Source organism: Henriciella marina DSM 19595 (assembly GCF_000376805.1).
GTDB classification, from domain to species: Bacteria; Pseudomonadota; Alphaproteobacteria; order Caulobacterales; family Hyphomonadaceae; genus Henriciella; species Henriciella marina.
On record NZ_AQXT01000002.1, the window covers coordinates 3,253,522 to 3,273,989 of the forward strand.

The following is a 20,468-nucleotide window of genomic DNA, read 5'->3' on the forward strand; positions in this document are numbered from 1 at the left end:
CTAGTGCGGATGAGGCTCTAGCGGAAGGTGCCGCGTCAGGATGGCTTGCGAAACACCAGGCTCGACCAGCCATCCCGGCGCACACGCTTGACCAGCGCGAGGCCGCGGCCTGTATAGGCCTTGCGCACCAGCGGCTCCTGTGGGGTCAGCAGGCCGGACAGGATGATATGGCCGCCGGGCGCCGTCAGTCGTTCGATTTCTGGCGCAAGACCGACCAGAGGACGGAACAGGATGTTTGCGAAAACAAGGTCATAGGGCGCATCACTGCGGATGGTGGTATTCACACCGCCGCCGGTCTCAAACGTCTTGAACGCATTGGAGACATGGTTCTTTGCGGCGTTCTCATTCGCGACGAGCACACTGTCGGCGTCGATCTCGGTGCCCCAGGCGCGCTTTGAGCCGGTCTTGATCGCGGCGATGGCCAGCAGGCCGGAGCCCGTGCCGATATCCAGCACCTTTTCTGGACGTGCCTGCCGCAGGACACGCTCAAGACCGATAAGACAGCCGAGCGTCGTCCCGTGATGACCGGTACCAAAGGCGGGTCCCGCCTCGATCAGGATCGGCGTCTTGCCGGGGGCGGATTTCGCCAGCACATGGCTGCCCGCCACGATGAAGCGCCCGGCCTCGACAGGTGGCAGCCCTTCCAGCGACAGGGTCACCCAGTCACGGTCTTCAAGCGCCTCGACAACGGCATTGAGACTTGGCGAGACGTCTTCGATCATCGCCTTGCAAGCCTTGGCGTCGTCCTCTGTTTCGCAATAGGCATCGAGGCGCCAGGCATGGCGGCCATCTTCCTTTGCGTCGACGGCACCCGCAGGTGTCGGGTCGGTCCAGGCCAGGGCATCCCAGGCTGGCTGAATGGCCTCACGCGGGCCTTTTGCGGAAATCTGATACATGATGGCTCGCCCATAGCAGAGCATTGCAGAACCGGGTAGGGTCGCGCTCAGCAGACAGGGAGCGCGCGGCGCGATGAACAGACAGATGAAGACAATCTTGGCGGGCGCTGCGCTTTCTATGTGCGCCAACTTTAGCGCGGCGACTGCGCAGCAAACCGCGCCTGCGGATCCTGCCCAGACCGAGGCCGGCTGGCGCCTGATCGCCCCCGAAAACCTGATGCTGATCGAAACCGGCAAGGGCACGGTGGTGATCGAGCTCAACCCGTCTTTCGCGCCGAACCATGCAGAGCGTATGCGGGAGCTTGCCGCCTCCGGTGAATACGAAGGCGAGCATTTCTACCGGGTCATCGAGGGATTCGTTGCGCAGGGCGGCCTCTTCGACGACATGCAGATCCTGCGCTGGGGCCCCCTGAAGAACGAGAATGACCGGCCCTATGGCGGCGAAGGCTTCGTCCCACTCGGTAACGCCGATCTCTTCGCGCCAGAGGTCGGCCATATTGGCGGCTTCCCGGTCGGGCGGGATGAGGCGCTTGGCCAGGAATGGCTGCTTCATTGCCCGGGTGCGGTCGCGCTGGCGCGAAATAATGACCCTGACTCAGGCGGCACCGAGATTTACATTGTGCTTGATGCGCAGCGTTATCTCGACCGCAACCTGACCGTCTTTGGCCGGGTCATCGACGGCATGGAGCATGTGCAGGCGTTCAAGCGCGGCGACCGCGCCATCCAGAACGGCGTCATCCAGGCGCCCGAAACCGGCGAAGAAATCCGGAAGCTGACAATTGCCTCCGACCTGCCAGAAGACGAGCGCCCGGTCTGGCGCACGATGACGAGCGACGGCCAGCCCTTTGCCGATCACAAGACGGCGCTGCGGGTGCGCGAGGGCGACTTTTTCTATCGCAAGCCGCCCGAAGTCCTCGACATCTGCGGGTTCACCACGCCCGCTGAACCCGTGGTCGCTGCAGCGACGGCTGACTAGCCGACATCACCCGTTAGCGATGATAGCCATTCCACGGTGCTTCGCGGTCGAGGCTTAGCTCAGCGCCATAGGTGGGCGCAGGGGCTGGATAAGCGTCGTAATAAACGTCGCCTTCGGCGTAGTAGCCGTCATCGTAATAGGCCGACCCGCTATCTTCGTAGCCATAGGCTGAAGCCGCGCTGTCATAGGCGTACTCGCTGGTGACCGTGCCGGACGAATACCTGCTGGCGCTGCCCTGATAGTCGTACCCGCCTGAGTAATGGCCGTGGTCGTGGCCGACATGGCTGGTGTGCGTGCAAGCTGGCGGGGCCGTCCGCGTATAGGTTTGCGCATAGCGTCTCACCACAGGCCGCGTTGTGTAGGTGCGTACCGTTTGCCCGCAACAGCAACTTGTTACGCAGCCTGAACTGGTCGCTGTCTGTGTATTGTAGCTGTAGCTGTGTGCAGGCGCATTATAGGCATACCCATCGGCCGCCGCAGGAAGCACCACCATGGCCGCGAGGCCTGCCCCAATCAAAAGACCCGTGCGCATGTGATTTCCTCCAGCTGCAATATGTGTGGGTAAACAGATAGTTAACACGAAAGTAGCCAGCTGGCGCTCTGGTTCCCGGTCAGTTTAAATTTTGCGACCGGCCGGGTCTGTTCAGACAGGGCGAAATAGCGCTAAGGACGAGCCATGACTGGATCAATGAAACTCGCAATCGCCGGCATTGCAGGCCGGATGGGAAAACAGCTCGCAAGCGCCGCCATTGAGGCGGGCCATGAGCTGACGGGCGCCAGCGAAGCCCCCGGCAGTCCTGCACTTGGCAAGTCACTCGACAAGCTCATCCCCGGAGCGCCGTCCAGCATGAAGCCGGAGTCGGATGTCGCGGGAGCCGCCAAGGGCGCGGACGTCTGGATCGATTTTACCCGTCCGGCGGCAACGATTGACGCTCTGAAACATCTTCAGAAGGCAGGCGTCAAAGCCGTCATCATCGGCACGACCGGTTTCGATGCCGCCGAAGAAGAAGCGATTGGCGAAGCTGCCGGTAGCCTCGCCATCGTCAAGGCTGGAAACTACTCGCTGGGCGTCAACCTTCTCTGCGCGCTGACGAAACGCGCCGCCGAAAGCCTCGGCGATGACTGGGACATTGAAGTGCTGGAGACCCATCACCGGCGCAAGGTCGATGCGCCGTCTGGTACCGCCCTCATGCTGGGCGACGCCGCAGCCTCTGGTCGTGGGTCGGACCTGAAAACACTGAGGCAGCCACCCTATGACGGCCCTGGCGCCGAACGCGAGAGAGGCAAGATCGGTTTTTCCGTCCGCCGCTCTGGCGGGGTCATTGGCGAACATGAAGTGACCTTCGGCTCTGACAGGGAAGTCATCACGCTGGCCCATTCGGCGCTCGATCGCTCTGTCTTTGCCCATGGCGCGCTCGCGGCTGCACGCTGGGCACTTCGCCAGCCGCCCGGCCTCTATGACATGACCGACGTTCTGGGCCTCTGAAAAGCTTCCTCAGTCTTTGACGCTGGGGCAGAGATTGCCTTCCGCGAACGGAAGGGGGATTAGCTTGTCCCATCAGGCTCAATTCAGCACGTTCGGGAGGAATTCATGGCTGAAGCATATATTATCGACGCGGTACGTACGCCGCGGGGTATCGGCAAGGTTGGCAAGGGCTCGCTCGCCCATCTCCACCCCCAGCACCTCGCTTCGACCGTTCTCGGTGCAATCCGCGATCGCAACAAGCTCGACACCGCCACCGTCGACGATGTCATCTGGGGCACCAGCTCCCAGCGCGGCGCGCAAGGCGCTGACATGGGCCGCATGGCGGCTCTCGACGCAGGCTTCGACGTCAAGGCATCGGGCGTTACGCTCGACCGTTTCTGCGGCTCCGGCATCACCACCGTGTCGCTCGCTGCAGCGCAGATCATGTCCGGCATGGAAGACTGCGTTATCGCAGGCGGCTGCGAGATGATGAGCTACACGGCCTCCACTGCGGACCCGAAAAGCCCGCCAATGATGGACGCTGGCAACCTTCACCTTCGCGAGCTGCACCCACAGTCCCAGCAGGGCTGCTGCGCGGATGCCATCGCAACGCTCGAAGGCATCGACCGCGAAGCCGTCGATCAGCTCGCCGTCACCAGCCAGGTACGTGCAAAGCGCGCCATGGATGAAGGCCGTTTCGACAAGTCGGTGATCCCGGTGCACAACCGTGATGGCTCGCTTGCCCTCGACAAGGACGAATTCCCACGTCCGGGCACAACGATGGAGAGCCTCTCTGGCCTCAAGACCGTGTTCAACATGTTCTGGGATGTGCCGGTCGACGACAAGGGCCTGACCTATGGCAACATGATCGAGAAGAAGTATCCTCAGATCAAAGGCAATGTTCAGCACGTCCATCATGCCGGTAACTCTTCCGGTGTGGTCGATGGCGCAGCTGCCATTCTCGTCACCTCGAAAGAATATGCCGACAAGCATGGCCTCAAGCCTCGTGCCCGTATCGTCGCGACCTGCAATATGGGCGATGACCCGACGCTGATGCTCAACGCACCGGTCCCGGCTGCCAAGAAAGTCCTCGAGAAAGCCGGCATGACGACCGACGATATCGACGTCTATGAAATCAACGAAGCTTTCTCTGTCGTGGCAGAAAAGTTCATCCGCGATCTCAAGCTCGATCGGGAAAAAGTGAACATCAATGGCGGCGCCATGGCTCTCGGTCACCCGATTGGCGCAACCGGCTCCATCCTGATTGGCACCGCGCTTGACGAACTTGAGCGCTCCGGCGGCCGCTACGGCCTCGTCACAATGTGTGCGGCTGGCGGCATGGCCCCGGCCATCATCATCGAGCGCCTGGACGCCTGATAGGCCCCAGCTCGATCACACGAATATAGATGACCCCGTCCCGGACACATCCGGGGCGGGGTTTTCATTTGTTTGAAATTTGAACTGTTGGCTGAACCATAACCTCACACCTGTGTGCCATATCGGGCCGTAGCAAAATGACCCAGTAGAGGTCGCCGCTTCAGGAGTGATGTGACATGGCAAAGACGGTTCTGGTCATCGACGACGACCCCACGCAACGCAGGCTGATACAGGCGGCTGTCGAGAAAGCAGGCTTTGCCTGCCGGACGGCGCCAGACGGCGAAAGCGGCTTCACCACAGCGACCGAAGCGGGCGCCGACGTCATCCTGCTGGACCTGACAATGCCTGGCCTTTCAGGGATGGAAACGCTTGAGCGCCTTGCAGAGCGCATCCCGGATGTGCCCGTGGTCATGCTGACGGCAACGTCCGGCATCGACACAATCGTGACCGCCATGCGGGCAGGGGCGGTCGACTTTATCGTCAAGCCAGCCAATCCTGAGCGCGTCCTTGTCTCTATCCGCAACGCCCTGAAAATGTCGTCGCTGACCGGTGAGGTGAAACGCCTGACCCGCAAGACCGAAGGCGGTATGAGCTTCGAGGACATGATTGCGGCAGCCCCTGCCATGCGCCAGGTCGTCCGTCTCGGCCAGCGCGCGGCAAGCTCTGACATTCCGGTCCTTATCCTCGGTGAAAGCGGCGTTGGTAAGGAAGTTATCGCCCGCTGCATTCAGGGTGCGTCCGACCGCGCCGGTAAGCCATTCGTTACCGTCAACTGCGGCGCGATCCCCGAAAACCTCGTAGAGAGCATCCTCTTCGGCCATGAGAAAGGCGCGTTCACCGGCGCTGTCTCCAAATCGCTCGGTAAATTCGTGGAGGCCGATGGCGGAACGCTGTTTCTTGATGAGATCGGCGAACTGCCGCTCGACATGCAGGTCAAACTGCTGCGCGCGCTTCAGGAAGGCGAGGTCGATGCCGTCGGCTCACGCCGCCCGACCAAGGTCGATGTGCGCATCGTCTCGGCGACCAATCGTGACCTTGCCGAACAGGTAAAGGCCGGCAATTTCCGCGAAGACCTCTATTATAGGCTTAACGTTTTTCCGGTCGATGTGCCATCGCTCAGCCAGCGCCGCGAAGATATCCCGGCCCTCGTCACGCACTTCATCTCGCGCTTCAACGCGTCTGAAAACCGGGATGTGGAGACCGCGAGCGAAGAAACCCTGCAGATGCTCTGCGCTTTCGACTGGCCGGGCAATGTCCGCCAGCTGGAGAACGCCGTCTTTCGCGCCGTGATCCTTTGCGAGGGCACGGTTCTGCAGCCGCACGATTTCCCGCAGATTTCTGGCATCATGCCGGAAATGGTTGACCTGCCGCCTGTGCCTGCACGTGCTGCACCCGCCAATGACATGGCTGACGCCGGCAATGCCGACATGATGACGCCTGCACAGACAGGCCCGGTCGTGATCAAGAATGACGAGGGTGAGCTTCGTCCGCTCACCGACATCGAACGCGACATCATTGAATATGCGATCGACTTCTATCAGGGACATATGTCCGAAGTCAGCCGCCGCCTCGGCATCGGCCGCTCCACCCTATACCGCAAGATCCGTGAGTATGAGCTCGACGGCGAAGAACAAAAGGCCGGCTGAAGAAACACTGGCCAAGGCTTTCGGGTCGTCCATGTCCATTAGGCCCCAACTGGCCGCTATGGTGTCCTCGTACGTCATGGCGGCCTTTTTCTTTTCTCGCGCAGGCAGGCCGCAAGAAACGGGTGGAAGCGGCGCGCCGATCACGTCAAACTCTCCTCATGACTTCGACGCGACCTTCCCTTTCCGAACGCTCTGTCGCCTATGGCCGGATGGCTGACGCGCTCACCCACCTTGGCGAGACCTGGCGTGACTGGCCCGACCTTGCAGAGTGCGCCCGCGCCGTCGGCCTTTCGCCGCATCATTTCCAGCGGGAGTTCACGCGCTGGGCCGGGATCAGCCCCAAACAGTATCAGGCCGCGCTCGCCCATGCCGAAGCCGGTGACCTCCTCAGGCAGGGGGCAAGCCTGCTTGACGCCTCGCTGGAAACGGGTCTCTCAGGGCCGTCACGCCTTCATGATCTTTTCATCGCGCATGAGGGGCTGACACCCGGCGAGGCGAAATCCGGCGGCGATGGCGCTGATCTTGTCATGGGCGAGGCCGAGACCCCATTCGGCGCGGCCGTTCTGGTCATTTCACCGCGCGGCCTGTGCGGGATGGGCTTTGCCGATCATGACGCCGCCCACAAATCCGGCTTCGAGCATCCCGGCTATGGCAGGGATGCGGTCAAGCGCGACTTTGCGAGCCGCTATCCGAACGCCTCCATCCGCGCAGATGATGGCGAAGCAAAAACCTGGGCCCGGCGCATATTCGACAGCGATGAGCCCGTGCCTGTTGCGCTCTACGGCACGCCGTTCAGGCGCCAGATATGGCGGGCGCTTCTCGATATTCCGGCGGGCGAAACGCGCACCTATGGCGAGGTCGCCGCGGCTGCGGGCCAGCCAAAGGCCGCCCGCGCCGCAGGAACGGCGATCGGCGCGAATACGATATCGTGGCTCATTCCCTGCCATCGCGCCCTTGCGTCGGATGGGCGGTTACATAATTACCATTGGGGTGTGGCGCGCAAACGCGCCATGCTGACATTCGAGCGCGCGCACGCCGCCTGAGGGCTCAGCTGCCATTCGGTCGGCCTGGCGCCCAGCCAGTGGAAGAGACATGGGATATCTGACATTTTACGCGATGATGTTCGTCGCGCTGGGGCTGTGGGGGATATGGATCCTGATGAAGTGGCGTGAGCTGCCCACTTTCTCAAAGGCCGTCTATACGTCGATGCGCGAGAAGAATTTGCTGTCCGACCGCGTCTCGCAGGAAGACTTCAAGGAAATTTTCATCCGCACAGAGGCCCCGCTCGCGGCCAGCTATCGCTGGGGCGCAGCACTGGTCAGCCTGCTGGCCCTGCCGCTGCTGGTCATGGGCTTCAACAATCTCTGGGATTTGATGTGGCGTCTTGGCGGCGCCGTTCCCGGGCCGTTCGAGCGCGGTTACATGTTCAACGTCTTCATGACCTTCGTCTTCGTCATGGGCGTCATCGTCCTTTTCCTCTATGCCGTGACCTCACATTACTATCGCAATGCGCCGCCGTCCCTGAAATCGGAAATCCGGCGCCTTGAAGGAGACCGCGAATGAGCGTTGAATACCTGCACACCATGATCCGTATCAGCGATGTCGATGCGGCCCTGAAATTCTTCTGCGATGGTCTTGGCCTGAAAGAGCTTCGCCGGGTCGACAATGAAGGCGGCCGCTTCACCCTGGTTTTCCTGGCCTCGCCTGAGGACATTGCGCGCCATACGCCGGACGAAAACGAGACCGGCCTGCCGCCAGGCCTGCCGATGATCGAGCTCACCCATAACTGGGACCCTGAGCCCCTCGAAGGCGGCCGCAATTTTGGCCACCTCGCCTATAAGGTCGATGATATCTATGCCGCGACCGAGCGTTTCCAGAAGCTCGGCGTGACCATCAACCGTCCCCCGCGCGATGGCCGCATGTGTTTCGTCCGCTCGCCTGATGGTATTTCGGTGGAGCTTCTCCAGAAGGGCGATCCGCTTCCAGCCAAAGAACCGTGGGCCAGCGCCGAGAATATCGGGTCCTGGTAGCTAGCGAGCAGCTTAGATCTTCTCGAATACCGCAAGAATGGTGGTACCAGAGGCGCCGAAGCCCATGCAGCCTGTCTGTGTGACTTCGATAGTCGAGTGAAAACGATAACCCTGACTGTGTTTCGCTGACAGGCGACTTGCGAGCGCATCGAGCGCTCGGTTGGAAAATTCCTTGCCAATAGGCTCTACTAGGTACTGCATTCAGATCTCCAGCTGATTTGTGTCTTGTCCACCGTTTCCGGATTTGCATCGTCTGAGACGCTTCAAGGTAAAGCTGATGCCAGTCCAAAACCCTTTTTGGCGAAACGCCAGTTCTGAATATCTGGAACAGCTTGGCTCAAAAACGCAGCGGTTACCCACTGTGGTGGGGCGGACCGCCCGATAAGTGCGCAAAAAGCATATGACGATCTTCAACCAGTGCGGTTTTCGAGGCATTTTCAGTTCATCGACCCTCTTATCCAGTTCCGGTTTTCCGCCCAGTGCTCGGATCGTAGAGGGAACAAGCATGCACTCGGCAGCAATGTTATAGCTCCTGCCATCAATGACGATTTGTCGCGTTTCGATTGAGTTAATCATCTAGCCCCCGGTTATAGGATTCAGAATTTCAACCAGAAAGTCAAACTCTTTGTCGCAATGGACGGGCTGTGAAGCCACACTAAGTGAAGCTTCGTAAGCAGAGGGTAAGATGTCGAAATCGGAAGATCGCGAGCGTAACAGGTTCAGCGCGCGGCTGAGGCGGACGGCAAAAGTCGGCTCCAACCTTTCTGGCGCAGGCGTCGCCTTTGCGGCGAATCGTTTCCTTGGCGGCGATGAAGGCGATGAGCGCACCGCCCGCGCCCTCGCCGCCGCCCTTGGCAGGACCAAGGGCCCGCTCATGAAGGTCGCGCAGATCCTGTCGACCATTCCGGACCTTTTGCCGCCCGAATATGCCGATGAGCTCTCCCAGCTTCAGGCGCAGGCGCCGCCCATGGGCTGGGCGTTCGTCAAACGCCGCATGCGCGCAGAGCTTGGGCCAGACTGGCAGGAGAGGTTCACCGAGTTTGGCAAGGAAGCCGCCCACGCCGCCTCCCTCGGACAGGTTCACCGCGCCACGCTTCCTGATGGCCGCGAGGTTGCCTGCAAGCTGCAATATCCAGACATGTCGAGTGCCGTTGAAAGCGATGTCGGCCAGCTGAAAAGCCTGCTTGGCATGTTCCGGCGCTTTGATGGCTCCATCGACCCGGAAGAGATCGTCGAGGAGATTTCCGACCGCCTGCGCGAGGAGCTTGATTACAAGCGCGAGCGAAAGGCGATGAACCTCTACCGCGAGATGCTGGGTGAGAAAGATTTCGTCCACATCCCTGCGCCCGTCGATGAGCTCTCGACCGACCGTCTCCTCACCATGGAATGGGTCAACGGACAGCCACTGACCGCCTATGAAGGCGCCTCGCAGGAGGTTCGCAACGGCATCGCCAAACGCCTCTACTGGACATGGTGGCTGCCGATGACGCAATACGCTGTCATCCATGGCGACCCGCATCTTGGAAACTATCAGGTGACCAATGGCGGGGAGGGGCTCAACCTTCTCGACTTTGGATGTATCCGTATTTTCCCACCCAACTTCGTTGGCGGCGTTGTCGATCTCTACCGCGCCATCCGCGCCGATGATTTCGACGCTGCCTATGCCGCCTATGAGAAATGGGGCTTCAAGAACCTCAACAAGGACCTTGTCGAGGTGCTGAATATCTGGGCGCGCTTCATTTATGGGCCGCTGCTCGAAGACAGGGTGCGCAGCGTCGCCGATGGTGTCGCGCCGGGTGAGTATGGCCGCAAGCAGGCCTTTGAGGTCCGCAAGAAGCTCAAGGAAAAAGGCCCGGTGACGATCCCGCGTGAGTTCGTCTTCATGGACCGCGCGGCCATTGGTCTTGGCGCGGCCTATATCCGGCTCGGCGCCGAGATCAATTATCACGAGCTCTTCGAGGAAAGCCTTGAAGGCTTCAGCGAAGAGACCGTCGCAGCGCGTCAGGCTGAGGTGCTTTCCAAGGCGGGTCTTACAGTCTAGTCGGGGCGGATGGAGACCCGTCCTTACAATACTCCCGCCGCCTTGCAGAAAGAACCGTTCACGGCGGCTTTCTGGATTCTATGTGCGCCATTCCTGTTTCCGGTCCTCGGCGCGTTCCTGATCGGTATCGTCTGGCCGGGCTTTAATCAGGTGATAAACGGCTCTGACGGAACGGCCCGCAGCGTCGGGCTTCTCTGGGCTGCGCTGGCAGCCATTCATCTTGTCCATTTCGCGATACTCAGCATCTGGAGTGAGCGGATCGGAGCGGGCGCCTTTGCAGGCTCCATGCGGGCCTCGCAGAACTGGATCATCGCGGCCATCCTGCTTGGGCCGGTCATTCTCATCGTTCCGAACCTCGTCGCTGCCGCGCTTGCCGGTGGCGAGCAGGGTTGGGAATATTCGAGCGACGTCGATACCAGCTTCTTTGCCCCCGAAAACTGGGGCGTCTCCTATCTTGTTTTCGCGCTTGTTCTGGCGCCGATCCTCGAAGAGGTGACTTTTCGCGGCGTTGCACTTGGCGCCATGCTGGTTCGCGGCGTTCCGCCCTTCATGGCGGCAGCAATTTCGTCCGCGGCGTTCACCTTTCTTCATCTGCAGTACAGCATACCGGCGCTGCTGGTCGTCTTCGTGGCCGGGATGGGTTTTGCCTGGCTCCGCCTGAAGAGCGGGTCGATGCTTGTCCCGATCCTCGCGCACATTGCCGCGAATGGCATGATCACCTTTCTCGCAAGCCTTTCGCCTCCCGCTGGGTGAGGCCTTGTTGGAAGCGGCGGCTTGCGGCAAACCGCATATCGAAATGACAGACGATCTCGACCGTTCCCAGACATTCGATCTTCCCGAAGGCTACCAGCTCCTGCCATGGCACAGGGGCTTTGGCCGCCAGATCGGCCCGCTCTTCGAAAAGCGGGGCGAGGGAGGAATCACCCGTGCCTTCCGCGTTGAAGAGCACCACACCAATGGCATGATGAATGCCCATGGCGGGATGCTGATGACCTTTGCTGACATGGCGTGGGGCGCAGCGGTGGAAAGCGATGAGGATAGCTGGTGGGTGACCATCCGGCTTCTCTGCGATTTCCTTTCTGGGGCCAAGCATGGCGAGTTCGTTGAGGGCAAGGCGAGCATCATTGCCGAAGAGAACAATCTCTTCACTGTCGAAGGCCGCATCTGGACCGGAGAGCGGACGCTGCTGACCGGCAGCGGCATCTTCAAGGTCATCGAGCGGCGCGGATAGATCGGAACAGTTGATGAGTGACGGTAATTTGCCCCGTAAGGCCGCCACGGCGGATGACATGACGCTCGCCCACTACAATGGCGAGAAACCGCCTGCGCCGGACTGGTTCAACTGGGCGATCAGCCAGGAAGCCAGAGCCTCGACAGTCGATGTTGACGGCGCCTCCATCGCCTATCGAAGCTGGGGTGACCCGGCAAAGCCGGGCCTGTTGCTTGCGCATGGCAATGGCGCCCATGGCCGCTGGTGGGACTTCATCGCGCCTTTCCTTGCCGCCGATTATCATGTTGTTGCGCCGACCTTTTCCGGCATGGGCGAAAGCGATTGGCGTGACGCCTATACGTTTCCGGGCTTCAGCCGCGAACAGCATGCCGTCTGCGAAGACGCGGGTCTGTTTGCGCATGCGACGAAACCAATCCTCGTGTCCCATTCCTTTGGTGGCATCATTTCGCTTTTTACCACGATCGCCGAAGGCGGGGACAAATTTGGCGGCGCGGTGATCGTCGACAGCCATATCGAACCGCCCGGCGATGAACGGCCAAGACCGCCGCGTCGCGCCCGCGCCAACAGGATCTACCCGGACTTCAATTCTGCACTTGAGCGCTTCCGGCTTGCGCCGCCGCAGCCCTGCGACAACCACTATATCGTCGACTATATCGCCCGTCACAGTATCCGGGAAATGCCCGGTGAGGATGGCGAGCAGGGCTATTCCTGGAAGTTTGATCCTTTCATCTTCAACTCGCTGATGAGTGAGTGGAATGATATCGACCTGACGAGCCTCGATACGCGTTGCCCGATCGTCTTCATGCGGGGCGGCCTCTCTGACCTCGTGCCGGACAGGGTGGCGGACTATATGTGCTCGCTTCAGGACCCGCCGGTGCCAATGATCACGGTGCCGGAAGCCTATCACCATGTCATGCTCGACCAGCCGCTTGCTTTCGTGTCGGCAATTCGCGGCCTTCTGGCTGGCCAGTCAAAGCCTGATTTGGCGTTTGCAACCGCACTGAACCCACCCTAAACCCCCGCCCAATGATCGAGATCCTCCCAGAGACGCCCGCCTTGCACGCGGCGGCGATAGAAGACCTGTTCGACCGTACCTTCGGACCGGGCCACTTTGCCAAGACCGCAGAGCGGCTTCGCGAATATTCTACCTCCGTGCCGGGCGTGAACCGGGTTGCCGTCGTCGACGGAAATACCGTCATCGGCGTCTGCCGTGTCTGGCCGCTCAAGGTCGGGCCAAATGGCGACAGGGCGCTTTTCTATGGCCCGGTCGCGGTCTCGCCCGCCTGGCGGGGCTCAGAGCTTGGCCTGAAACTGACCGAAGCGGCGCTTGAGGCCGGGAAAGCGGCTGGCTGGCCGGCTGCCGTCCTGATTGGCGCGCCTGAGTATTTCGGGCGGATTGGCTTTGAAGTGACGCCGCGCGGGCGCCTCACCTTTCCGGGCCCGCAGGATCAGTCGCGCGTCATGGTGATGGACCTTGCCAGCGATGCCAGTCTGCTCGAAGGCCTCGTGACTGGGGCCTAGGTCTTGTCCTCATAAATTTTGTTGCGGAGGCAATTGGATGAGCAAGACATGCAAGGAAAGACGCGCAGGGCGGGCCGAGGCCCGTTCAAGCGGCTTGACGCGGCTTGGCGTCGCTCAGCCGGTTGAGGCGTCCCGCCCGTGCCACACCGGGCACCGGTCTTTTGCCCGCGTGCGGCGTTGCCGCCGCTTGAAAGGCCCCGGCCTTCCTGCGCAACGGCGCCTGGCCCGCAAACAAAACCCCGCCGCCCGCCGCGGCAAAATTTATGAGGACAGGACCTAGCCTTCCTCATTTCGATCATTGTCCATCCAGGCGCGCAGTTCGGACAGGGGGCCGATCAGATTTTCTGCCTCTCTGCGGCCCAGCGCTTCGCCTGTTCGCTTTAGAAGTGGTGCAGCTTTCTGAAGCCCCTCTTCGCGCGCCGTCCTGCCGCTATCTGTTAGAAAAACGCGCTTGGAGCGGCCGTCTGTCTTGCTAGGCTCCACGCGGATGAATCCCTTCTGCTCAAGGCGCGCCAGTGTCGAGGTCATCGTTCCGCGTGTGACCTGGAAAGCTTCAGCGAGCTGGGCCGGGGTCTTGTCATCGCCCAGCCTGACGCAATGATTGAGGATGCTGAACTGCGCCTGCGTCAGCCCATGCGGGAGTATCTTCTCAAAGGCACTCGTCGACAGCTGCTGGATAATGCCGATTTCATTGAACAATCGAAAGAAGACGGCCTCATCGGGCAGGGCAGAGAGGTTGTCAGGTGGGGTATCAGACAAGGTGGGCGTTCAATCCTCTTCTCGGGGTCGCAATCACGTCAGGACCATACCCAACCCGGACCAGCATCTGTAGTCTTTTTCCCTCACCGATGAGGTCGTGAACCTCTTCATAGAGCGGCGTCATCTCCGGGTATTCCTGAAGGGACTGGCTCCATGGATGAATGCCAAGGCCGAGCTCGGTGGCCTTCAGGTTGAGACGGACATAGGCGCGCCCGGCGTCAATCTGGTCCCGGCGCGAAGTGTCGTCATTGGTTAGCCAGAGGAAGGCGCGCGCCGACATCGCCATACCTTCGTACATGGCAAGTCCCTGTTTGAAGCCTGCCGAAGTGGGGTCGGCAAGGCTTTCGCGGTTGACCATGCCAACGAGTTTGCCTGCTGCGATCATGGGGCCTTCAAGCTCGATACCGTCGGGGTTTTCGCGCACTTCCCGCGCGCCGATCCGCATGAGGTCAACCGATTCCTGGTTGGTATAGTCTGTCGTCACCTCCAGCTTGTGCGCCTGCCAGGTCAGCTCGCGCAGCTTCGCCGCAAGCGGTGTGTTTCCGGTAACCTCAATCTTCTGTCCATAGACGGTGCCCGTTTGCACCAGCGCGGCGAGCTTGTCGGGCTCGACATCTTTAGGCGCATAGACCTCCTTGTTGGAGCGTCTTTTAAGCACCTGGGTAAAGAGCGGGTCAGGGTCTGCCTGTCCCGGGAGGAAACGGACATGGGCAATCGGCGCGCTGGCGAGCGAGGACATGTTGCTGCCTTCGGGAAAGAGATCGAGTTCGGTGCCGTATCCTTCCTCGGCGGCGGCAAGGCGAAGAAGTTCGAGGAAAGCGCCGCACCCGATCGTGATTTGGCGGTCGAAGGGATCCGTCGCCGGGAGCTTTCGATCTGGGTCAGGGTAGAAGGTGAGCGCATCATCGCCGACCAGCTCGACCTTCCAGGGCTGGAGGTTATGAGGATTGGGCGCGAGCAGCGCGTAGGAAAGCGCGCGCTTGCGAAAATCATCATAGCGACCGGCCTCTCGCCAGGGCCTACGTGCCTCGGTGGACGGCCCATTTGACAGCACGAAGCCTCCGGCGCTTCCCGCGGCAAGGACGGTTCCGCCCCCAATTAGCATGAGAACATTGCGGCGCGTCACCATCTAAGCCTCCATTGGTTTGATGCCATACTTTAATAGTATGATACCAAACTAGTCAAGGAGATGGGCTCGCCTTCAGGAAGCTCAGGACGTCTCGGCGCGTTTCACCTGTGGGACCTCGTCGATGCCATCGACATCCTGCAGGGCGCGGATCTGCTCCGTATTGGCGCCTTTTGCCACAATGCTGAAAGAGGCATTGGTCTCGAGGATGACCCATTGGACCTGATCAGGATCGACGAGGCCCTTCTGGCGGATGGCCGACATCACTTCACGTTTGGTCACGCGCTCGCGCCGCATGGCCTTTTCGCGGAACTCGCCATTGTCGAGCAGGACAACGGGCTCTGCCTTGACCAGTTTCGAGATCAGCTTGCTGTGCAGGACTGACTTGGTGAGCAGCCATTGCAGCACGAGAAGCATCACGATGGCCGCGACGGATTCGATGACGGTCACCCCTTTGAGGACAATGCCGGAGCCGACGAGCGAGCCGATCGCCACTGTCACGATCCAGTCGAAATTGTTCATCTGCGACGTCGCGCGCTTGCCCGAAAGCCGTATGACGAAAACGATGGTGATATACATGATGGGCGCGGAGATGAGGACGCGAACAAAATCGCTTTCCTGGTCCAGCAGAATTGGGTCCATGGGCGGCTCCGATAGCTTGTTATGATAATCGTGAATGATCGGATGGCGGGGGCGTTCCCGGAGGCCTTGTTATTTCAGGCCTGAAAAAGGGCAGAACCTAACCGCCATTGACTTCCATCAATAATTCAATAATCGTCGAAATATGGAAAAGACAAATGCCATTCTCGCCTTCTCGGCGCTGGCCCAGGAGGGGCGGCTTGATGTGTTCAGGCTGCTGGTGAAGGCCGGGCCTGAGGGGCTTGCCGCCGGTGTCATCGCTGAGAGGACGGGCCGAGCGGCGAATACAATGTCGGCGCAGCTCAACCTCCTGTCCCAGGCGGGCCTCATCGAGAGCCGCCGCGATGGCCGGTCGATCATCTATTCGGCCTGTTTCGGTCAGGTGAGCGACCTCATCGTTTTTCTGATGGAAGACTGCTGCGCGGGCGAGGCCTGCGTGGCGAGCAATGTCCAGGCGGCCGCCGAACGCGCGCTCTGCTGCGCACCTGCGGATGCCTCTAACTCAAGGAAATCTCTGCAATGAAACGCCTTCATGTTCATGTCGCTGTCGATGACATCGCCCGCGCGGCCAAATTCTACGAAACGATGTTTGCTGCGCCGCCGAGCGTGCTGAAACCCGATTACGCCAAATGGATGCTGGACGATCCGCGCGTCAATTTCGCGATCAGCGCGCGCGGCGCAAAGGCCGGGGTTGAGCATCTTGGCATTCAGGTCGAGGACGCCGGTGAGCTCGCCGACGTCTATGCCCGTATGGAAGCGGCCGATGCGCCTGTGCTGGAGGAAGGCGAGACCGTTTGCTGTTATGCGCGCTCGGAGAAAAGCTGGGTCACCGACCCGGCGGGCGTCGCTTGGGAAGTGTTCCGCACCGATGGTGAGGCGGCAGAGTATGGCGGCGGCGCTGTCGCAGATAGCGGGCGGCTTGCCATGACGCCGACCGGGCGCCCCGACAGCACAAGTTGCACGCCAGAGCCTGCGGCCCAGAAACAAGCCTGTTGCTGAGGGCTTTGAGGCATGGGCAATTTTGAACGATATCTCTCCGTCTGGGTGGCGCTCGCCATCGCGGCGGGGATCGGTCTGGGGCAGGTCTTGCCCGGCGTCTTTGGCGCGCTTGCGGGCTTTGAATACGCCAATGTGAACTTTGCGGTCGCCATCCTGATCTGGGCGATGGTCTGGCCGATGATGATCGGGGTGGACTTCTCCTCGCTCGCCCGGGTGGGGGAGAAGCCGACAGGGCTCCTCATTACGCTTGTGGTCAACTGGCTCATCAAGCCTTTTACCATGGCGGCGCTGGGGGTGGTCTTTTTCCGTTATGTCTTTGCCGGGCTGATCCCCGAAGCGGATGCTGAAGGCTATATCGCAGGGCTCATCCTGCTCGGCGCGGCGCCCTGTACGGCGATGGTCTTCATCTGGTCACAGCTGACGCGCGGCGACCCGAACTATACCCTCGTCCAGGTCAGCGTAAATGACGCGATCATGGTCGTCGCGTTCGCGCCCATCGTGGCGCTGCTGCTGGGCATGACCGACATCATCGTGCCGTGGGAGACGCTGCTCCTCTCGGTCGGGCTCTATGTCGTCGTGCCGCTGGTCGCGGGGATCGGCGTGCGCCAGATGCTGAAGGCGCGGGGCGGTGACGTGGCCGTCGATGGCTTCATCGAGCGGGTAAAGCCTGCCTCGGTGCTCGGCCTCCTGCTGACCGTGGTCCTTCTCTTCGGGTTTCAGGGGGAGGTGATCCTCTCACAGCCGCTCATCATCGCGCTGATTGCCGTGCCGATCCTGATCCAGTCCTATGGCATGTTCGCGGTCGCCTATGGCGCGGCCTATGCCTTGAAAGTCCCGCACAATGTCGCCGCGCCCTGTGCGCTGATCGGGACATCGAACTTCTTTGAGCTGGCGGTTGCTGTGGCGATCTCTCTCTTCGGGCTCAATTCCGGTGCGGCGCTCGCGACCGTTGTTGGCGTGCTGGTGGAAGTGCCGGTGATGCTGTCTCTGGTGGCGTTTGCGAACCGGACGCGGGGGGCGTTTGTGGAGGGTGAAACTGTCGCTGGCGAGGGGCGGGTGAGGGCTTCGGCGGAGACAAAGTGAGGCCGTGTGTATCGGCTACCGGGCCAGCCAGCCATCGACCCAGTTATCGAGATCCTCCCAGTCGGTGTATTCCTTGTCCTTTCCGATTTCGGCATCCGGATCCTTCGCCGAAATGATCCTTTTCATGATCAGGCGCGTGAAAAGATCGTACGTCGAAGGCAGATAGGCGCCCGCTACATGCCTGGTCGCTTCGGGTCTCCACCCCGTGGCTGCGCTGAAATCGCCGAGGATATTGTCGAGATTTCTCCAGTCGTCGGCTTCATGACCGGCCGCCGCCAGTGACACCGAGATGAACCGCGAGGATCTGGCCGCGAGCTTGTCCGCATGGGCCGAAGCGAATTCGATCAAAGCCTTCGGATAGTGGCCGACATGGATCGGCGCGGCGAGCATGACAGCGTCGAAGCGGTCTATTTCAATGCCGCCAGCGTCCTTGAGCGCGAGCAATTCCACACTATGCCCGGCATCAACGGCCCTGTCTGCCACGTGCCGCGCGATTTTCCGGGTCTGACCTTCCTTCGTGGCATAGCCGATGAGAAGTTTCATGTCTCGAAGTCCTTCCTGTCCGAAGCCGGGATGAGCTGCCCGCCAAGCTAACTTGATGGCAGAATGGCCGACATCCGGAAAACTACGCAGCGGAGGGGAGGGGCTTTGTGGAGAGCGAGGGGAGCGCGATTGATGCCGCCCAGCAGGTGCGGCCGCAGGCTCCGGTTTTCGGAGTGCGGCGAGAGGATTTGAGGGGGCGGGGCCGGGTTATGGCGGCTGGAGCGGGGTGTATGGGGCGTGTGCCATAGTTGCAGGCAGGGTCCAGCAGGGGTGCCCCGGCAGTTCAATGCGCGTGCAGGCTGCGACGACGGCATAAGACGGCTCCAGCGCGAGGGCCGCGCGCGTCCATGGGGCGGGGTCAAAGCCTTCCGGCAGGGCGCCGCGCTGGTGCCGCTCGGCCTCGGTAAGCTCCCAGGCAGACACCCAGATGACGCCATCCTCGCGCAGGTGCCAGTTCACCCAGCCTCGGCCGTCTGCCTGCGCCTCATGGAAGGTGTCGTCGAGACGGCGAAGATAATGAAACAGCGTCCGCCAGTGCCGCACCGGCACCCGCATCAGACAGCTCCATATGATCGCCCAGGTCAGCTCCATCGGTGAGGGTTATAGACGGGGGCGTGGGGAGGGGGATGGAATGGTGGACTACTTAGCCTTTGAGCGCCGTTCCATGTCCGTTTCTTGGAGCAGAGCCGTGGAAGGGATCCCTAGAGCGCGCATTCTTGTCGCCGAAGAGGCGCTTGTAAGTAATCGCTTGATGATATGGTCGTAGCGACCAACAAGATTAGAAGTATCATCGTCCAAATGCCGAAACGTTTGTACGTCGGTACAAAAAGAAAAGGATTTCTGCCACCCAAACAGTCTCCTTCCTAAGTTGTCCAGCGTTGCGCTTCTAGATTTACGTGGGTCAAAATTTGGATCGCCTTTGACCAGTGCGTCGATTGCTTTGCGAGATGAATTCAACGTGTCGCGCACTTCTGATTTAATGCGATCAACTGAAGCCTTGCTTGGAACGCATCGATTGGGCTGAATTGTGCATCCCAAAAGGTTGAAAGAATCGGTACAAACTCCGCGACGGGCCTTTGTAGACCCCTTCACGGGTGGGTACAGTTCGAAGTCCCACTTTCCGAGTTCGGTCTCGGCAAAATGGACGGCTGCATCCAACGTTTGATCAGTTTCGCCGATAAGAAATAGGTCGTCGATATATCGTACGGCCGTCACTTTACGATCGTTCAGTTCATGGTCGAAGTCATGCAGTAGTATGTTTCCGGCTAGGGCCGAAAGTGAGGAACCTTGAGCGACGCCAATGCCGCCTTCTGGAAATAGGGAAGCATACGTGTCTAGCTCGTCCTTGTTCGCCAGGTTCACTTCTAAAGCAGATGCAAACAGGCTACTTAAAGCGTCATCCCGGGTCTGGTCGCGGACAATTTTTACAACGTTCTCAGTCGGTATATTTGTAAAAAATGCTTTTATATCAGATTGATAGAATACCTTACCACCATCGGCCATTGCGGCGAGTACAAGTCTAATCGCAGGCTGAACTCCTCCGTACGGCTTCATTAGTCCACCCACACCGAATTTTGAACAATTGATGTCGTTTAGCGTGCCAAGCCGAACATCACGCTTTGGCAAGTACTTCGAATTGGGATTGGATGGATCTTCGACTGCCCGTGGCTGCAGAACTTGGAGTATCGCTCTTTGAACTACCCTGTTGGTCATCGTCCCAATCGCAATCGGGCGAGGGTCCTTGCCCGCAGCGATCCTGGATTTTTTGTCCTTCAGTACTCCTTGTACCGCGTCAAATTCGAAGCGGTGTTGACGGAGTTGCGTTTGAATTCTTTTTAAGTGCCGATGGCTTTGGTGCTCAAACTCGGAGGCTTGGCCTCGAATCTGACCGTTCTTGGACTGAAGTGCACTGCGACGTACATGGCGCCAAGCCGAATGGAGGTTTTCAGTTTTGCGAACATCATCGAATAATGTCGTCACTTTAGTCTCCGCTCGGGCCCTTCGTTCATACAATCCCGACCGTTGACGGGGGACCATCCACTGCGCACGATCTTGTCGTGCCAACAGACAACTCAGCCGCCGAAGCAACTTCGATGATACCGCCTAGGCCCTCGCGCCTTGCCGATTGCTCATGCG

25 protein-coding genes are annotated in these 20,468 nt (G+C 60.3%); 15 read left to right on the forward strand and 10 right to left on the reverse strand.

What is annotated here, in order from left to right; translation table 11 throughout:
• Positions 1–35: 35 nt before the first annotated feature.
• Positions 36–896, reverse strand: a complete 861-nt coding sequence (locus F550_RS0116210; RefSeq protein WP_026180849.1) for a 50S ribosomal protein L11 methyltransferase — start codon at positions 894–896, stop codon at positions 36–38.
• 85 nt (positions 897–981) lie between these two features.
• On the opposite strand from F550_RS0116210, the gene F550_RS18210 reads away from it, so the two are divergent.
• Positions 982–1,872, forward strand: a complete 891-nt coding sequence (locus F550_RS18210) for a peptidylprolyl isomerase (protein ID WP_233349048.1) — start codon at positions 982–984, stop codon at positions 1,870–1,872.
• A 13-nt stretch (positions 1,873–1,885) separates the two neighbouring features.
• Here the strand turns inward: F550_RS18210 and F550_RS0116220 are convergent, their stop codons facing one another.
• A complete protein-coding gene (locus tag F550_RS0116220; protein WP_018149639.1) occupies positions 1,886–2,404 on the reverse strand; it encodes a hypothetical protein in 519 nt (172 codons plus the stop codon).
• A gap of 144 nt (positions 2,405–2,548) precedes the next feature.
• Here F550_RS0116220 and dapB point away from each other — a divergent pair, with 144 nt between their 5' ends.
• The 6 genes from dapB (at position 2,549) to F550_RS0116250 (ending at position 8,390) form a co-directional block, all read left to right on the forward strand.
• Entirely contained in the window at positions 2,549–3,358 is an 810-nt protein-coding gene (gene dapB / locus F550_RS0116225) for a 4-hydroxy-tetrahydrodipicolinate reductase (protein WP_018149640.1), read from the forward strand.
• 105 nt (positions 3,359–3,463) lie between these two features.
• Complete coding sequence (locus F550_RS0116230) at positions 3,464–4,714, forward strand: acetyl-CoA C-acetyltransferase (protein ID WP_018149641.1); 1,251 nt, start codon at positions 3,464–3,466, stop codon at positions 4,712–4,714.
• Positions 4,715–4,890: 176 nt separating this feature from the next.
• Entirely contained in the window at positions 4,891–6,360 is a 1,470-nt protein-coding gene (locus tag F550_RS0116235) for a sigma-54-dependent transcriptional regulator (RefSeq protein ID WP_018149642.1), read from the forward strand.
• 158 nt (positions 6,361–6,518) lie between these two features.
• Positions 6,519–7,403: a methylated-DNA--[protein]-cysteine S-methyltransferase gene (locus F550_RS0116240; protein WP_018149643.1), complete on the forward strand. Its 885-nt coding sequence runs from the start codon at positions 6,519–6,521 to the stop codon at positions 7,401–7,403.
• Positions 7,404–7,452: 49 nt separating this feature from the next.
• Entirely contained in the window at positions 7,453–7,923 is a 471-nt protein-coding gene (locus F550_RS0116245) for a hypothetical protein (protein WP_018149644.1), read from the forward strand.
• On the forward strand, positions 7,920–8,390 hold the full coding sequence (locus F550_RS0116250) for a VOC family protein (RefSeq protein ID WP_018149645.1): 471 nt from the start codon (positions 7,920–7,922) through the stop codon (positions 8,388–8,390). The genes F550_RS0116245 and F550_RS0116250 overlap by 4 nt, the downstream gene beginning before the upstream one ends.
• A 12-nt stretch (positions 8,391–8,402) precedes the next feature.
• Here F550_RS0116250 and F550_RS0116255 read toward each other — a convergent pair whose 3' ends face one another.
• Together F550_RS0116255 and yidD are read right to left on the reverse strand one after the other, a co-directional pair.
• On the reverse strand, positions 8,403–8,591 hold the full coding sequence (locus F550_RS0116255) for a hypothetical protein (RefSeq protein ID WP_018149646.1): 189 nt from the start codon (positions 8,589–8,591) through the stop codon (positions 8,403–8,405).
• On the reverse strand, positions 8,592–8,966 hold the full coding sequence (yidD, locus tag F550_RS19630) for a membrane protein insertion efficiency factor YidD (protein WP_018149647.1): 375 nt from the start codon (positions 8,964–8,966) through the stop codon (positions 8,592–8,594).
• A 109-nt stretch (positions 8,967–9,075) separates the two neighbouring features.
• On the opposite strand from yidD, the gene F550_RS0116265 reads away from it, so the two are divergent.
• The 5 genes from F550_RS0116265 to F550_RS0116285 are packed head-to-tail and all read left to right on the forward strand — an operon-like array spanning position 9,076 to position 13,183.
• Positions 9,076–10,431, forward strand: a complete 1,356-nt coding sequence (locus tag F550_RS0116265; RefSeq protein WP_018149648.1) for an ABC1 kinase family protein — start codon at positions 9,076–9,078, stop codon at positions 10,429–10,431.
• Positions 10,432–10,440: 9 nt separating this feature from the next.
• Positions 10,441–11,184 carry a CPBP family intramembrane glutamic endopeptidase gene (locus tag F550_RS18780; RefSeq protein WP_083911027.1) on the forward strand — a complete coding sequence of 248 codons (744 nt, stop codon included), beginning with the start codon at positions 10,441–10,443 and terminating at the stop codon, positions 11,182–11,184.
• Between the two features lie 43 nt (positions 11,185–11,227).
• Complete coding sequence (locus F550_RS0116275) at positions 11,228–11,662, forward strand: PaaI family thioesterase (protein ID WP_026180852.1); 435 nt, start codon at positions 11,228–11,230, stop codon at positions 11,660–11,662.
• A gap of 13 nt (positions 11,663–11,675) precedes the next feature.
• Positions 11,676–12,677, forward strand: a complete 1,002-nt coding sequence (locus F550_RS18220) for an alpha/beta fold hydrolase (RefSeq protein WP_018149651.1) — start codon at positions 11,676–11,678, stop codon at positions 12,675–12,677.
• A gap of 11 nt (positions 12,678–12,688) precedes the next feature.
• Entirely contained in the window at positions 12,689–13,183 is a 495-nt protein-coding gene (locus F550_RS0116285) for a GNAT family N-acetyltransferase (protein ID WP_018149652.1), read from the forward strand.
• A gap of 276 nt (positions 13,184–13,459) precedes the next feature.
• On the opposite strand, the gene F550_RS0116290 is transcribed toward F550_RS0116285, so the two are convergent.
• From F550_RS0116290 to F550_RS0116300, 3 genes are all read right to left on the reverse strand, one after another.
• On the reverse strand, positions 13,460–13,942 hold the full coding sequence (locus F550_RS0116290; protein ID WP_018149653.1) for a MarR family winged helix-turn-helix transcriptional regulator: 483 nt from the start codon (positions 13,940–13,942) through the stop codon (positions 13,460–13,462).
• Entirely contained in the window at positions 13,935–15,071 is a 1,137-nt protein-coding gene (locus F550_RS0116295) for an Acg family FMN-binding oxidoreductase (protein ID WP_018149654.1), read from the reverse strand. Before F550_RS0116295 ends, F550_RS0116290 begins: the two co-directional genes overlap by 8 nt.
• Before the next feature lie 81 nt (positions 15,072–15,152).
• Positions 15,153–15,710: a DUF421 domain-containing protein gene (locus tag F550_RS0116300; RefSeq protein WP_018149655.1), complete on the reverse strand. Its 558-nt coding sequence runs from the start codon at positions 15,708–15,710 to the stop codon at positions 15,153–15,155.
• A gap of 142 nt (positions 15,711–15,852) precedes the next feature.
• On the opposite strand from F550_RS0116300, the gene F550_RS0116305 reads away from it, so the two are divergent.
• The 3 genes from F550_RS0116305 to arsB are packed head-to-tail and all read left to right on the forward strand — an operon-like array spanning position 15,853 to position 17,789.
• On the forward strand, positions 15,853–16,230 hold the full coding sequence (locus F550_RS0116305) for an ArsR/SmtB family transcription factor (RefSeq protein ID WP_018149656.1): 378 nt from the start codon (positions 15,853–15,855) through the stop codon (positions 16,228–16,230).
• Entirely contained in the window at positions 16,227–16,706 is a 480-nt protein-coding gene (locus F550_RS0116310) for an ArsI/CadI family heavy metal resistance metalloenzyme (RefSeq protein WP_018149657.1), read from the forward strand. The genes F550_RS0116305 and F550_RS0116310 overlap by 4 nt, the downstream gene beginning before the upstream one ends.
• 12 nt (positions 16,707–16,718) lie before the next feature.
• A complete protein-coding gene (arsB, locus tag F550_RS18225) occupies positions 16,719–17,789 on the forward strand; it encodes an ACR3 family arsenite efflux transporter (protein WP_018149658.1) in 1,071 nt (356 codons plus the stop codon).
• 15 nt (positions 17,790–17,804) lie between these two features.
• Here the strand turns inward: arsB and F550_RS18230 are convergent, their stop codons facing one another.
• From F550_RS18230 to F550_RS18235, 3 genes are all read right to left on the reverse strand, one after another.
• Complete coding sequence (locus F550_RS18230) at positions 17,805–18,332, reverse strand: flavodoxin domain-containing protein (protein ID WP_040500584.1); 528 nt, start codon at positions 18,330–18,332, stop codon at positions 17,805–17,807.
• A 207-nt stretch (positions 18,333–18,539) separates the two neighbouring features.
• Positions 18,540–18,887, reverse strand: a complete 348-nt coding sequence (locus F550_RS0116325; RefSeq protein WP_018149661.1) for a hypothetical protein — start codon at positions 18,885–18,887, stop codon at positions 18,540–18,542.
• 84 nt (positions 18,888–18,971) lie between these two features.
• Entirely contained in the window at positions 18,972–20,312 is a 1,341-nt protein-coding gene (locus F550_RS18235; protein ID WP_051076841.1) for a reverse transcriptase domain-containing protein, read from the reverse strand.
• Between the last annotated feature and the right edge of the window lie 156 nt (positions 20,313–20,468).

What these genes read in the sequence shown, in the direction of transcription:
- F550_RS0116210 (WP_026180849.1), bottom strand. Translation starts at nt 896, where the DNA reads ATGTATCAGATTTCCGCAAAAGGCCCGCGTGAGGCCATTCAGCCAGCC.
- F550_RS18210 (WP_233349048.1), top strand. Translation starts at nt 982, where the DNA reads ATGAAGACAATCTTGGCGGGCGCTGCGCTTTCTATGTGCGCCAACTTT.
- F550_RS0116220 (WP_018149639.1), bottom strand. Translation starts at nt 2,404, where the DNA reads ATGCGCACGGGTCTTTTGATTGGGGCAGGCCTCGCGGCCATGGTGGTG.
- dapB (WP_018149640.1), top strand. Translation starts at nt 2,549, where the DNA reads ATGACTGGATCAATGAAACTCGCAATCGCCGGCATTGCAGGCCGGATG.
- F550_RS0116230 (WP_018149641.1), top strand. Translation starts at nt 3,464, where the DNA reads ATGGCTGAAGCATATATTATCGACGCGGTACGTACGCCGCGGGGTATC.
- F550_RS0116235 (WP_018149642.1), top strand. Translation starts at nt 4,891, where the DNA reads ATGGCAAAGACGGTTCTGGTCATCGACGACGACCCCACGCAACGCAGG.
- F550_RS0116240 (WP_018149643.1), top strand. Translation starts at nt 6,519, where the DNA reads ATGACTTCGACGCGACCTTCCCTTTCCGAACGCTCTGTCGCCTATGGC.
- F550_RS0116245 (WP_018149644.1), top strand. Translation starts at nt 7,453, where the DNA reads ATGGGATATCTGACATTTTACGCGATGATGTTCGTCGCGCTGGGGCTG.
- F550_RS0116250 (WP_018149645.1), top strand. Translation starts at nt 7,920, where the DNA reads ATGAGCGTTGAATACCTGCACACCATGATCCGTATCAGCGATGTCGAT.
- F550_RS0116255 (WP_018149646.1), bottom strand. Translation starts at nt 8,591, where the DNA reads ATGCAGTACCTAGTAGAGCCTATTGGCAAGGAATTTTCCAACCGAGCG.
- yidD (WP_018149647.1), bottom strand. Translation starts at nt 8,966, where the DNA reads ATGATTAACTCAATCGAAACGCGACAAATCGTCATTGATGGCAGGAGC.
- F550_RS0116265 (WP_018149648.1), top strand. Translation starts at nt 9,076, where the DNA reads ATGTCGAAATCGGAAGATCGCGAGCGTAACAGGTTCAGCGCGCGGCTG.
- F550_RS18780 (WP_083911027.1), top strand. Translation starts at nt 10,441, where the DNA reads ATGGAGACCCGTCCTTACAATACTCCCGCCGCCTTGCAGAAAGAACCG.
- F550_RS0116275 (WP_026180852.1), top strand. Translation starts at nt 11,228, where the DNA reads ATGACAGACGATCTCGACCGTTCCCAGACATTCGATCTTCCCGAAGGC.
- F550_RS18220 (WP_018149651.1), top strand. Translation starts at nt 11,676, where the DNA reads ATGAGTGACGGTAATTTGCCCCGTAAGGCCGCCACGGCGGATGACATG.
- F550_RS0116285 (WP_018149652.1), top strand. Translation starts at nt 12,689, where the DNA reads ATGATCGAGATCCTCCCAGAGACGCCCGCCTTGCACGCGGCGGCGATA.
- F550_RS0116295 (WP_018149654.1), bottom strand. Translation starts at nt 15,071, where the DNA reads ATGGTGACGCGCCGCAATGTTCTCATGCTAATTGGGGGCGGAACCGTC.
- F550_RS0116300 (WP_018149655.1), bottom strand. Translation starts at nt 15,710, where the DNA reads ATGGACCCAATTCTGCTGGACCAGGAAAGCGATTTTGTTCGCGTCCTC.
- F550_RS0116305 (WP_018149656.1), top strand. Translation starts at nt 15,853, where the DNA reads ATGGAAAAGACAAATGCCATTCTCGCCTTCTCGGCGCTGGCCCAGGAG.
- F550_RS0116310 (WP_018149657.1), top strand. Translation starts at nt 16,227, where the DNA reads ATGAAACGCCTTCATGTTCATGTCGCTGTCGATGACATCGCCCGCGCG.
- arsB (WP_018149658.1), top strand. Translation starts at nt 16,719, where the DNA reads ATGGGCAATTTTGAACGATATCTCTCCGTCTGGGTGGCGCTCGCCATC.
- F550_RS18230 (WP_040500584.1), bottom strand. Translation starts at nt 18,332, where the DNA reads ATGAAACTTCTCATCGGCTATGCCACGAAGGAAGGTCAGACCCGGAAA.
- F550_RS0116325 (WP_018149661.1), bottom strand. Translation starts at nt 18,887, where the DNA reads ATGCGGGTGCCGGTGCGGCACTGGCGGACGCTGTTTCATTATCTTCGC.